Here is a 12922-nt window from a genome sequence, read left to right as displayed (position 1 = left end):
GCCGACTAGCGAGTCCTTAAGGACGGTTCATGAGCCGTAGTTGAATGGATCATTTCCTAGTAGCGAAAAAAGGGATACCTGGCTGACAGGTAAATCCCTTTTGTTACCTTTATAAGGTTTTTTCGACCTTTCCATAGGCTTGAATAATTTTGGCTACCAACGGATGACGGACGACATCACTTTGCTCTAAAAAGACAAAGGAGATACCACTGACATTTTGTAAAATTTTCTCAGCCTCAATCAAGCCAGATTTTGCTCCCTTTGGTAAATCGATCTGTGTTTGATCCCCGTTAATGACCATCTTGGAGCCAAATCCAAGCCTGGTTAAAAACATTTTCATTTGCTGATTAGTTGTATTTTGCGCTTCGTCTAAAATCACAAAAGCATCATCCAATGTCCGCCCCCTCATATAAGCAAGCGGAGCAATCTCAATTGTTCCCCGTTCAATCAAGCGCTGGGTATGTTCAACCCCGAGCACGTCATGTAAGGCATCATATAAAGGTCTTAAATAAGGATCAACCTTTTCCTTCAAGTCACCAGGTAAAAATCCAAGGCTTTCCCCTGCCTCAACAGCGGGACGAGTTAAAATAATTTTATTTACCTGACCATTCTTCAGGGCATTAACGGCCATAACAACCGCAAGATAGGTCTTACCGGTTCCGGCAGGTCCAATTCCAAATACAAGGTCATGGTTCTTAATCGCCGTTACATATTGCCTTTGTCCCAGTGTCTTAATACGAATCGTTTTTCCTTTTACATTTTTGCCAATTTCCTCATCATACAAATGGACAAAATATTCAAGTGTCCCTTTCTGGGCCATTTGAATCGCATAAAGAACATCTCTTCCGCTAATGGTAATTCCTTTTCTAATTACTTGAACTAATTTATCAATAACCTGACCGGCCAAGACGACCTTTTCTTCGTCACCTGATAAACCGACAGATTCACCTCTCGTGACAGTGGACACGCCTAGTTCTTGTTCAATTATTTTTAAATGTTGATCGGAATTTCCAAGTAAAGTAATCGCTTCAGCTGGATTTTCAAGTTGTACATTGATCGTTGTTAACTTCTCTGTCATTCATGAATCTCCTTGGTAATCGGTTGCCCGACTGCAATATTTTCAATTATTTTAAAATGTATGTCAAGTATAACTTTACCATTTTTTATATCCCTGTGTAAAATTTTTTCATCCTTAATGATTGCTTCCTCATCTATTTTCTTTTTTATTTCTTTTCTCGCCTCTTCGATGGCGCTCTCTTCCGCTTCCTTCACTGTATAGGTTCTGACCGCTTCCCTGCTTTCACGAATCGTCCGGTCAACATAAGAAATTGGTAATTCCCATTTTAAGAAATGAAGTTTATGAATATTTATTTCTGTTTTGTAATCCTTAAATCCATGTTTGCCAAACCCCCATACAGGGATTTCAAGCTTTCCGAATAATAAGGAGTACTTTCGTTTTTCCTTGCCATTATAGACACTAAATGTCGTTTTCATTGGCAGCTCCACATGGCTTTTATACCATATCTCTCCCCAAACCTCTCCTTTAGCTGCGACAAGCCTTGGTTTTTGACCCTCTTGGCCGATTTCCCCGGAAACAAGCAATTGACCCGGTTCGACAAAGTCATTAACATCGACTTTCTTTTGGCCATCATCAATGTCCATTCTTACTATGATCGCTTTCTTTTTAGCAACTAGATTTCTTGGTGATAACTTTTTTTGTTTTTTCGGTTCATTTTTTTCGACCACCTGGAGGTGATAGGTTGTCCCTTTTAATTCCACGCCAACCCATGTCAGAGCCCCAATGTTGTTGGTTAACTTTCGTTGAATGCCTTCTTCATTATCGACAAAAAATTGCAGCTTGCCAATTTTAACCCCCATCTTGTCCAATTCCTGGCGAATTTGATATTCCGTTGCCGGCTTTGCTCCTTTTATTTCAATTCCCCAAATGACATTTGAGAGAAGAAATACAATGACTAGGAACATTCCTGCACCAATCAAGAAGCCGCTGTTTTTAAACATTCGCTTTAGTAAAAACGGCATGCCGCTTCTTCTTAAAAAGGAAATTCGGCATTCACTTTTTCTAGCAAAATGCCTTATTTTCATTGCATCTTGAAGCTTTATTTTAAACGTAATCGTATTGGCGCCATGACGCTTAACATTCCATATGAGTATTCCATTTCGTGTTAAAACGTTTAAAAAACGTTCAATTCCCCTGCCTGTAACCTTTACCGTAACCCTGCCAAATAGAAAGACGATCCACTGGTTCTTCATTTTTCTCCTCCCGGCTTATCATCATTTATATAAGTAACCTGATCAATTTTTCCTTCCAATAAAATTTCTTCAGGTAAGATAGTCTTAATCACAAAGGATTTTCCTTTAATTAACAATTGCCCCTGCTTTAGCAAAAGCCGGAGTTCTTTATCGGTAAAGGTGAGCAAGCCGCGATGATTCTCAATATAAACATGAATTTGACCAATCATCGTAATCCGGGGTAAATCCATCATGACATCTTGTGGAAGATCCATATTTTTTGCCATCCAGCTGCGAACTCGCCCGACCCAATTTTTTGCCATAAAAAAAAGAACCCCCTTTCATCTCATATTTATGAAATGACGAGGGGTTCTAGCACATCTTTTTCCATTTTGTTTACCATCTATCCCGTCTTTGAGTTACCTTTTTCCGGTGAAGTAGGGGTTCTTTGAACGGGGCTTACCAAGAATTTCGGACCAGATTATCCCGTTAATAATCATATTCGTATCCGGGTTATCGGGTAAATTACTAACCTCAGGCGGCCGTGGCGCTTGAACCGTAGCAATCTCTTTTCCCGTATCGGTGGAAGGATCGGGTTTACTAATTAATGGATCAGCCATTTCCAAGTTTGCTTCCGAAAAATGTTGGACTAAATCTTTTTTGGCTGGTTTAGGTCGAGTTACTTCCGTTGGAATCATGTTTCTCTTCGGTGCTTGGTTTTCGGTTTGCACAAATGTCCTTAATTGCTTAAAAGGATCACGAGAAACAGGTCTATTTCTGCGGTTTTGCTGATTTGTTTTACCCTTGCCAAAAATACTTGAGAGGATCCCCATTAACATGATGAAAAACAGAATCTTTTCCATTTCGCCACCTCTTTCTGCTCAACCACAGGAGGATATTTACTTATCGTCCTTCTTATCAGCTGCTATTCTGCCTATCGATCCTCTCATATCTGTATCTGCAGAAATATTTTTAACGTTTAAATAATCCATCACACCAATGTTGCCTGTCTTCAAAGCTTCTGCCATCGCCAAAGGAACAGTTGCCTCTGCCTCAACAACCTTTGCTCGCATCTCTTGTACTTTTGCCTTCATTTCCTGTTCTTGCGCAACAGCCATTGCGCGGCGCTCCTCCGCCTTTGCTTGGGCAATTCGCTTATCCGCTTCAGCCTGTTCGGTTTGCAATTCAGCCCCAATATTCTTACCAATATCAACATCAGCGATATCAATGGATAGAATTTCAAATGCCGTACCAGCATCAAGTCCTTTAGCTAAGACGGTCTGCGAAATCAAATCAGGATTTTCCAATACCTTGCTGTGGCTTTCCGATGACCCAATGGTAGAGACAACGCCTTCGCCAACGCGGGCAACCACCGTCTCCTCTCCGGCACCACCGACAAGCCGGTCGATGTTGGCACGAACGGTGATTCTTGCCTTAGCTTTCACTTCGATCCCGTTCTTGGCTACACCGGCAATAAACGGAGTTTCAATTACTTTCGGATTAACGCTCATTTGTACAGCTTCCAACACATCGCGGCCGGCCAAGTCAATCGCAGCACAACGTTCAAAGCTTAATTCTATATTGGCGCGGTGAGCAGCAATCAGCGCATTCACGACCCGATCAACATTACCGCCAGCAAGATAATGGCTTTCAAGCTGATTGGTCGTTACATTTAAGCCAGCTTTATGTGCTTTAATTAAAGGATTTACTACTCTTCCAGGGATTACCCGGCGTAATCTCATCCCCACGAGCGTGAAAATACTGATTCTTACTCCAGCTGCAAGTGCCGAAATCCACAGCATGACCGGAATAAACGATAGTAGGATGCCAAAGAAGATTAACACGACCACGACCACGGCAACAAGGAACAACGTGCCACCTGATATAAAATCCATCTATATGTCCTCCTGATAAAATTATTGAACTTCTCTCACAACAATTCGGGCACCTTCTACTTTGATTACTTTCACTTTTGCATTCTTTTCAACAAAGCCGCCCTCACTGACAACATCTATTCTTTCATTATTGATGACGATGGTTCCGGCTGGACGTAAAATCGTCAAGGCCTTTCCTTCCATTCCCAATAAATCTGTTCGGTTTACGTTCGAGACATAGCCGTCCTCTTTCTTGGCAGTATCAAACAAAACCATTTTATTAAACAAAACTAATTTCTTTCCTAAAACCCTGATCATTAAAAAGAAAACGATAATTGAAATAATGATGGCAATTAAAATGGAAATACCCATTTGTAACGGATTTTCACCAGCCAAAAAAAAGCTGCAAATTAATGCTCCAATCCCCAGTGTACCTGCCACAGCTCCAGGAAGAAATATTTCCGAAAAGATTAACAATAAACCAACAACAAATAAGGTTAATGTTCCAATTCCTGCCGATCCAGCTTGAAAATGACCGAAAAAGAAGATAACGAGTGCTATTAACCCAGCAAATCCCGCGAATCCAAACTTCGGCGAAAATAGTTGAACGATAAACCCAACTCCCGCAATAGTTAAGAGAAAGGTTACTACAATTGGGTCCGTAAGAATCTCAGCCATAGGCGCAACACCCCCTTTTCAATGCCCGCTATTATTTATACGAATAAATAACAATTTGGTTTCAATTATTTATTAAATATGGAAAAAGGCCACAGTTCTCTCACTGTGGCCTTTATGTCAGAATACTATGAAAGGTGTTGTTGTACAAATTTATTAACAAGTGAACCGTCTGCTTTTCCTTTAATCTTGGGCATAATGGCAGACATCACTTTTCCCATATCAGCTTTTGATTTTGCGCCAGTTTCAATAATTGTTTGTTTGACGAGTTCAGAAACTTCTTCTTCAGAAAGCTGTTTCGGCATATACAATTCAACAATTGAAATTTCTGTACGCAATTTTTCAACCAGGTCTTCGCGACCTGCTTTATCAAACTCATGGAGGGAGTCTTTGCGTTGTTTAAGTTCGCGAGATAGGACGGTTAACTCTTGGTCTTCGGTAAGTTCCTTTGCACCAAGCTTTATCGCTTCATTTTGCATGGAAGCTTTGATCATCCGAATCACAGAGAGCTTGTCTTTTTCCTTATTCTTCATCGCTTGTTTCATGTCATTATTTAAACGCTCAAGAAGACTCATGTAATACACCCTCTTAATACTTACGTTTTCTAGCTGCTTCAGACTTTTTCTTACGTCTTACACTTGGTTTTTCATAAAATTCGCGCTTTCTTGCCTCTTGCAAAGTACCAGTTTTTGATACAGAACGTTTGAAGCGACGAAGAGCATCATCAAGCGATTCGTTTTTACGAACGATTGTTTTAGACATTCTCTTTCCCTCCCTCCGAAACACAACACACTTACATCAATCCATGTACCTTGCAATTATAATATAACCTTGAAACAAGGTCAACTGAAATTCATGTATCAATCAATAACCAAAATAATTTTTTATCCAACCAACTCGCTTTTTACATTGCCGCTTCTTTATGTGATAAAATTTCATCTTTTAAATAAGCACGGTCTTCCTTTATTTTAACGAATTGTCCTTCATTATATGGATAGCCGGCTTTGGTAATTTTCACCTTTACGATTTTTCCAATCATATCCTCATTGGCAGGAAAGACGACCTTCATGTAATTGTCGGTGTAGCCTTCATAAAGGCCCGAATTCGGATCTTCTTTGTATTTTTCTTCCGGGATCACTTCAAGCACTTCACCTTCAAATTGAGAGGCATATTCTTTTGCTAACTGATCGGAAAGGGTGATTAAGCGGTGGACCCGCTCACTCTTAATTTCCTCATCTACCTGATCTTCCATTCTCGCAGCAGGGGTTCCTGTTCGTTTGGAATATGGGAAGACATGGAGCTCGGAGAATTTATGCTTTTTAATAAAATTATAGGTCTCCATGAACTCTTCTTCCGTTTCTCCAGGAAAACCAACGATAACATCAGAGGTAACTGCCAGGCCTGGAAGCACTTCTTTTAATCGTTCCAACCGTTCAGCAAAAAACTCCATCGAATATTTACGACGCATCCTTTTCAGGACAGTATTAGAGCCTGATTGAATCGGAATATGCAAATGACGAACAACAAGTTGGGAATTCTTGATGACTTCAATTACTTCATCAGTAATTTGGCTCGCTTCAATCGACGAAATCCGAATCCTTTCCAATCCTTTAACGCCCGCTTCCATGTCGCGAAGAAGCATAGCCAGGTTATAATCCTTCATATCCTCGCCATAACCGCCGGTATGAATCCCGGTTAAAACGATTTCCTTATAGCCGGCATCGACAAGCTGCTGCGCCTGCTTGATGACTTCTTTTGGATCTCGGGATCTCATCAAACCACGGGCCCATGGAATAATGCAGAATGTACAGAAATTGTTACAACCTTCCTGTATCTTTAATGAAGCCCGTGTCCGATCCGTAAATGAAGGTACGTCAAGCTCTTCGTAAACGCGGTTTTTCATGATATTAGCGACACCATTAATCGGCTCGCGCTCTTTTTTATATTGCTCAATATATTGAAGCATTTTAACCCGGTCCTGCGTGCCGACGACAACATCCACACCTGGGATCGCCAAAATTTCAGCCGGAGACGTTTGCGCATAACAGCCGGTTACACAAATAACGGCATCGGGATTTTTCCGGACTGCCCGGCGAATCACTTGACGGCTTTTTTTATCACCAGTATTCGTTACCGTACAAGTATTAATAACATATACATCGGAAGTCGATTCGAAATCAACCCGTTCGTAGCCTTCTTGCTTAAACAACTGCCAGATTGCCTCGGTCTCATAGTGATTAACCTTACATCCAAGTGTATGAAATGCAACTGTTGGCATAAGTAAAACTCACCTCAATAATTCAAAATGATAGGAAATAGCCGCCAGTGTATATAATGGCGCTGTTTCCGTTCTTAAAATCCGCGGTCCTAAACCACAGAGAACAAATCCACTGCTTTTTAGCTTTTCAATCTCTTTATCCGCTAAACCGCCTTCAGGGCCAAATACCAAGAGAAGTGAATCCCCTTGTTTCATTTGATTAAGACATGTAGAAAAGTTGGAGGCTTCACCAGCTTTGCTTTCCTCTTCGTAAGCAGCCAGTTTATATGAAAACTCATTGCTTTTTTCCAGCATGGCGTTAAAACTCATCGGCTTAATAATTTCCGGAACTACTGTCCGGTGGGATTGTTCAGCAGCTTCCTTAGCAATTTTGTGCCATCGATCAATTTTTTTGGCTGCCTTTTTCTCGTCCCATTTGACCACCGAGCGGGCAGCAGAAAACGGCAGAAACTGATGAGCTCCCAGTTCCGTACCCTTTTGGATAATCCATTCAAGCTTGTCCCCTTTTGGCAGTCCGCTCGCGATTGTAACAGAAATCGGAAGCTCCGAATTCCCTTCTTTCCATTGTACAACGTCTGCAGCAACTATTTCATCGGTAATATCTGCAAGCCGGCAGATTGCCTGTCTCCCTTCATCATCGACACATACAATTTGATCCCCTGTTTGCATCCGCATCACGTTGACAATATGATGACGGTCATCGCCTTCAATCATAAAGCGATTGTCATTTACCCGATGCTTCACAAAATAACGCTGCACGCTGCCTGCCCCTCTCTAAAACGTTTTTCTCCTTATTTTACTAAAGATAAAATAAAACTTCAATCAATCGGGGTTTTCAGAATCCACCATCTAAACACATTGTTTTTACTATCGATTTATGTAGCTTACTGCTTGTCAATGCGGAAAAACAAATCAAGGGCCCCTGTAAGCGGCCCCTTTATCTACTAGTTATTTTCGTTTCGCAATTAATGCAACCCAATCTTCCATTAAGATGGTTTCAGTAATTTCAAAGCCCGATGCCATTAATCCTTCTTTGACTTGGTCTTTTTTCGGCTGGATTATGCCTGAAGCAATAAATGTTCCTCCCGGCTTAAGGACTTTCGCCGCATCATCGGTAAATCTTAAAATGACTTCCGCCAAAATGTTGGCAACAATTAAGTCTGCTGAATCTTCCTCGACACCATCAAGCAGATTATTTTGGTTTACGGTAACAACATGATTAACCTTATTCAGTTTAATATTTAATCTTGCCTGAGTTACCGCTACTTCATCAAGATCAAAAGCTCTAATATCCTCTGCTCCCAACATGGCAGCAGCAATGCTTAAAACCCCGGATCCGGTTCCAACGTCAATTACCCGATCTCCGGGACGGACGGTTCTCTCCAAAGCTTGGATACACATCACGGTTGTCGGATGAGTGCCAGTGCCGAAGGCCATACCCGGATCCAATTCAATAATTAATTCATCACTGCTGACAGGAGTATACATTTCCCAAGTCGGAACAATCGTAAATCTTTCAGAAATTTTTACTGGATTATAGTACTTTTTCCAGGCCGTTGCCCACTCTTCTTCATTTACTTCACTGATTGTAACTTTATTTAATCCAATATCAATATCATAAATAATGAGATTATTTATGGAATCCTTAATAGCTTCCACTGTTTCTCCTAAAAAACTATTAACCGGCAAGTACGCTTTCACAATGACGCCTTCTTCCGGATAATCATCTGGATTAAGTTGGTAGATTTCGCCGAATTGATCCTCCCTTTCCTTTGTCAACTCGAAAGGATCTTCAATCACTACACCGCTTGCTCCAGCCTCATGCAAGATATTAGAAATCGGCTCGACCGCTTCATTCGTTGTATGAATACTTATTTCCGACCATTTCATTCTACCAACTCCAATCCTTACTCGCCCTTAAAGGCTCGTTTTACTTTCGAGAAGAAGCTATCCTCATGTTCACCCAGTGGAGCAGAACCGCTAATTTCCGCAAATTCACGGAGCAGTTGCTTCTGTTTATCCGTTAATTTTGTCGGTGTAATAATCCGAACTTTGATATGCTGGTCGCCAACACCGTAGCCACGGACATTGGGTACCCCTTTTCCTCTTAAACGGAATTTGGTGCCAGTCTGTGTTCCGGCCGGAATCTTTAATTTCACTTTTCCATGCAGCGTCGGTACCTCAATTTCATCCCCCAAAGAAGCCTGGACAAATGTGATCGGCATCTCACAGTAAATATCATCGCCATCTCTTTCAAAAAATTCATGTGGACGGACATGGAAAACAACATAAAGGTCACCGGCAGGTCCGCCGTTCATTCCTGCCTCCCCTTGCCCTGCCATTCTTAATTGCTGCCCATCATCGATACCAGCTGGGATTTTTACATGGATTTTCTTCCGCTTTTTCACTTTGCCGCTGCCACTGCAGGTTGGACACTTCTGTTTAATTTCCTTCCCTGTTCCATTACAGTAATGACAGGTCCGGCGATTCACAATTCTGCCAAACGGTGTATTTTGCTCAACACTTATTTGTCCTGTTCCATGGCAATGTTTACAAGTTTCCGGCTTGGTTCCAGGTTTCGCACCAGAGCCATGACAAGTTTCACATGTTTCTTCGCGTGGAATTTCAATATCAGTTTCCTTACCAAATGCCGCTTCCTCGAAAGAAATAGTCATTGTGTACTGCAGATCTGCTCCTTGTCTGGGCGCATTTGGATCCCTCCGGCGTGAGGAAGTGCCGCCGCCGAAGAATGTGTTAAAAATGTCTTCAAAACCCCCAAAGCCGCCAAAATCCGCGCCGCCGCCAAAGCCGCCGAAGCCTTGATTCGGATCAGTATGCCCAAATTGATCATATTGCGCTCTTTTTTGATCGTCACTTAAAACCTCATAAGCTTCGGTAATTTCTTTAAATTTTTCAGCAGCATCCGGCTCTTTATTAATATCTGGGTGATATTTTTTTGATAGCTTGCGATAAGCCTTTTTTATTTCATCCTTTGAGGCACTTTTGCTGACGCCAAGCACCTCATAGTAATCCCGTTTACTCATGATTACCACTCCCGAATCTTTCACATAAAGCTTATTTTAACACCCTAAAGAAGCAGAAGGCAATAATTATACATTATCTATATGCTAAATTGGCATTTCCCTAAATGAAAACTCGCCGACTGGCAAGTACTTAAGGACGGTTCATGAGGCCTAGTTGAATTTAGCTTTCCTATTTGCCAAAGAAAAAGTCAAAGCCGGGAAGTCTGACTTTGACTTTTTCGCCTGTATATTTCCGCTGCTTATTTGTCGTCCTTAACTTCTTCAAATTCGGCATCAACGACATTATCATCTTTACCGGATGTTGCTCCTGCATCTTGAGCACCTTGCCCGGCATCAGCCTGTTGCTGTGCTTGCTGATAAAGCTTAACCGTCAAATCTTGTACGATTTGCTGCAAGGCATCCTTTTTGGCGCGGATTTCGTTTAAGTCGTTTTTCTCAATCGCTTGTTTTAATGCCTCTTTCGCTTCATTTGCTTTGGCAACTTCGGCTGCGTCTACTTTACCTTCAAGTTCTTTTAAGGTCTTTTCAGTTGTGAAGACTAGCTGATCGGCCTCATTGCGAAGCTCAGCTTCTTCTTTACGCTTCCTATCGGCCTCGGCATTTTCTTCCGCTTCTCTGACCATCTTTTGAATTTCTTCATCAGAAAGGCCGGTGGAAGATTTAATTGTAATTTGTTGTTCTTTGTTGGTGCCTAAGTCTTTGGCCCGAACATTTACAATACCGTTTTTATCAATATCAAATGTTACTTCAATTTGTGGAATTCCCCGTGGTGCCGGTGGAATATCCGATAATTGGAAACGTCCTAATGTTTTATTATCGGCTGCCATTGGGCGCTCCCCTTGAAGCACATGGATATCAACAGCGGTTTGATTATCGGCAGCGGTTGAGAAAATTTGTGATTTTGAAGTTGGGATCGTGGTATTACGTTCAATTAACTTCGTAAACACGCCACCCATTGTTTCAATTCCAAGCGATAACGGTGTAACGTCAAGTAATACAACATCCTTAACATCACCGGTAATAACCCCGCCTTGGATTGCAGCACCCATTGCCACTACTTCGTCTGGGTTAACGCCGCGGTGCGGTTCTTTTCCGGTTGCTTTTTTAATCGCTTCCTGTACGGCTGGAATACGAGTAGAACCACCGACAAGAATGACTTTATCGATTTCAGAAGGTGATAAACCAGCATCACTTAACGCCTGACGGGTCGGACCCATCGTTCTTTCAACTAAATGTGCTGTTAGTTCATCAAACTTTGCTCTCGTTAATGTTACATCAAGGTGTAGCGGACCCGCAGGACCAGCGGTAATAAACGGTAAGGAAATTTGCGTTGAAGACACACCTGACAGATCCTTCTTCGCTTTTTCCGCGGCATCCTTTAGACGTTGGACAGCCATTTTATCTTGTGAAAGGTCAATACCGTTTTCCTTTTTAAATTGTTCAACTAGGTAATCCATAATCACTTGGTCAAAATCATCACCGCCAAGACGGTTATCACCAGCGGTTGCTTTTACCTCAAATACGCCGTCTCCGAGTTCAAGGATTGAGACGTCGAATGTACCACCGCCAAGGTCATAAACAAGGATTGTTTGATCTTGATCCGTTTTATCAAGCCCGTAAGCCAGTGCAGCTGCCGTCGGCTCATTGATGATTCGCTCCACTTCGAGGCCAGCAATTTTTCCGGCATCCTTTGTGGCTTGACGCTGTGCGTCGTTAAAATATGCTGGTACCGTAATAACTGCTTTCGTCACAGGCTCGCCAAGATAATCCTCGGCGTAGGATTTTAAATACTGAAGAATAATAGCTGATATTTCTTGGGGAGTATATTGCTTCCCTTCAATTTCCTCTTTGTGTGTAGTACCCATATGACGTTTAATCGAAATAACCGTATTAGGATTTGTTATCGCCTGGCGCTTTGCCACTTCGCCGACTTGACGCTCGCCGTTTTTAAAGGCAACAACAGATGGAGTGGTTCGGTTTCCTTCCGGGTTTGGAATTACCTTTGGTTCGCCGCCTTCAAGTACAGCCACACAGGAGTTCGTTGTGCCTAGGTCGATACCAATTATTTTACTCATTCCCTTTTCCTCCTTGAAAAAATATGTAGGTTACTGATTTACTTTAACCATGGACGGACGAATTACCCGATCCTTTAACACATAGCCTTTTTGAAACTCCTCGATTACCACACCAGGACCATAATTTTCATCCGATCCTTGCATAACCGCATGGTGCATGTGCGGATCAAACTCTTTCCCGATAGCTTCAATTGGCTCGACACCTTCTTTTTTCAACGCATCTAAAAGACCGCGGTAAATCATGTCCATACCTTGAAGCAATGATTTTGTTTGCTCATTATCAACTTCTATTTGCAGTGCTCGTTCAAAATTATCCAAGACAGAAAGTAAATCTGTTACGATACTTTGGGCGCGATACTTTTCACTTGCCTCTTGGTCTAACCGTGTGCGACGGCGAAAATTGTCAAAATCAGCTTGTAGCCGTAAGTAGCGGTTATTCGCTTCCTCCAGCTTGCTGTTTAACTGTTCAATTTCTTTCTGGAGCTTTTCCAGCTGCTCAGCCGGATTCGCTTCTTCGGCTGTATTTTTTTCAACAGCTTCCGTTTCCTCGAGAACTTGTTGATTAGTTTTATCATCAGTCATCTCAATATTTTCATTTTTTACGTCTTCATTTTCTTGATTCATTGTCTGGCCGTTATCTTTCATCACTTGCTCACCTCCCTCAAATGATTTAACGATATAATAAGCGAAATTTTTCAGGGTAAAAGGAGTGAAATAAAAAGGAAT

14 protein-coding genes are annotated in these 12922 nt (G+C 41.8%); all 14 read right to left on the bottom strand.

Going from position 1 to position 12922, the window contains the following annotated elements:
* Window positions 1–109: 109 nt before the first annotated feature.
* Window positions 110–1078 (bottom strand): PhoH family protein, encoded by a 969-nt coding sequence (locus tag RCG24_RS01740; protein ID WP_202652509.1) that lies wholly within the window; start codon window positions 1076–1078, stop codon window positions 110–112.
* The gene (gene yqfD / locus RCG24_RS01735) at window positions 1075–2271 is read right to left on the bottom strand and encodes a sporulation protein YqfD (protein WP_202652507.1); all 1197 of its coding nucleotides are present in this window, start codon (window positions 2269–2271) and stop codon (window positions 1075–1077) included. Before yqfD ends, RCG24_RS01740 begins: the two co-directional genes overlap by 4 nt.
* Window positions 2268–2573 carry a sporulation protein YqfC gene (gene yqfC / locus RCG24_RS01730; RefSeq protein ID WP_202652506.1) on the bottom strand — a complete coding sequence of 102 codons (306 nt, stop codon included), beginning with the start codon at window positions 2571–2573 and terminating at the stop codon, window positions 2268–2270. Before yqfC ends, yqfD begins: the two co-directional genes overlap by 4 nt.
* Window positions 2574–2669: 96 nt before the next feature.
* Complete coding sequence (locus RCG24_RS01725) at window positions 2670–3113, bottom strand: hypothetical protein (protein ID WP_308078157.1); 444 nt, start codon at window positions 3111–3113, stop codon at window positions 2670–2672.
* A 36-nt stretch (window positions 3114–3149) separates the two neighbouring features.
* Window positions 3150–4145: a flotillin-like protein FloA gene (gene floA, locus RCG24_RS01720; RefSeq protein WP_235887854.1), complete on the bottom strand. Its 996-nt coding sequence runs from the start codon at window positions 4143–4145 to the stop codon at window positions 3150–3152.
* A 21-nt stretch (window positions 4146–4166) separates the two neighbouring features.
* Window positions 4167–4802 (bottom strand): NfeD family protein, encoded by a 636-nt coding sequence (locus RCG24_RS01715; RefSeq protein WP_202652502.1) that lies wholly within the window; start codon window positions 4800–4802, stop codon window positions 4167–4169.
* 125 nt (window positions 4803–4927) lie between these two features.
* Window positions 4928–5374 (bottom strand): GatB/YqeY domain-containing protein, encoded by a 447-nt coding sequence (locus tag RCG24_RS01710; protein WP_202652500.1) that lies wholly within the window; start codon window positions 5372–5374, stop codon window positions 4928–4930.
* Window positions 5375–5387: 13 nt separating this feature from the next.
* Window positions 5388–5561 (bottom strand): 30S ribosomal protein S21, encoded by a 174-nt coding sequence (gene rpsU, locus RCG24_RS01705; RefSeq protein WP_202652499.1) that lies wholly within the window; start codon window positions 5559–5561, stop codon window positions 5388–5390.
* A 142-nt stretch (window positions 5562–5703) separates the two neighbouring features.
* Window positions 5704–7077: a tRNA (N(6)-L-threonylcarbamoyladenosine(37)-C(2))-methylthiotransferase MtaB gene (gene mtaB, locus RCG24_RS01700; RefSeq protein ID WP_202652497.1), complete on the bottom strand. Its 1374-nt coding sequence runs from the start codon at window positions 7075–7077 to the stop codon at window positions 5704–5706.
* 9 nt (window positions 7078–7086) lie between these two features.
* Complete coding sequence (locus tag RCG24_RS01695; protein ID WP_202652495.1) at window positions 7087–7836, bottom strand: 16S rRNA (uracil(1498)-N(3))-methyltransferase; 750 nt, start codon at window positions 7834–7836, stop codon at window positions 7087–7089.
* Window positions 7837–8025: 189 nt separating this feature from the next.
* The gene (gene prmA / locus RCG24_RS01690) at window positions 8026–8967 is read right to left on the bottom strand and encodes a 50S ribosomal protein L11 methyltransferase (RefSeq protein ID WP_202652493.1); all 942 of its coding nucleotides are present in this window, start codon (window positions 8965–8967) and stop codon (window positions 8026–8028) included.
* Between the two features lie 17 nt (window positions 8968–8984).
* Complete coding sequence (dnaJ, locus tag RCG24_RS01685) at window positions 8985–10121, bottom strand: molecular chaperone DnaJ (protein ID WP_202652491.1); 1137 nt, start codon at window positions 10119–10121, stop codon at window positions 8985–8987.
* Window positions 10122–10360: 239 nt separating this feature from the next.
* Complete coding sequence (gene dnaK, locus RCG24_RS01680; protein WP_308078156.1) at window positions 10361–12196, bottom strand: molecular chaperone DnaK; 1836 nt, start codon at window positions 12194–12196, stop codon at window positions 10361–10363.
* Between the two features lie 30 nt (window positions 12197–12226).
* Complete coding sequence (gene grpE, locus RCG24_RS01675; RefSeq protein WP_308079084.1) at window positions 12227–12841, bottom strand: nucleotide exchange factor GrpE; 615 nt, start codon at window positions 12839–12841, stop codon at window positions 12227–12229.
* Between the last annotated feature and the right edge of the window lie 81 nt (window positions 12842–12922).

The organism is Neobacillus sp. OS1-32, assembly GCF_030915425.1.
Classification (GTDB): domain Bacteria; phylum Bacillota; class Bacilli; order Bacillales; family Cytobacillaceae; genus Neobacillus; species Neobacillus paridis.
Note: the sequence above shows the minus strand (reverse complement) of the source record. Positions and strands in the feature narration are given on the sequence as shown.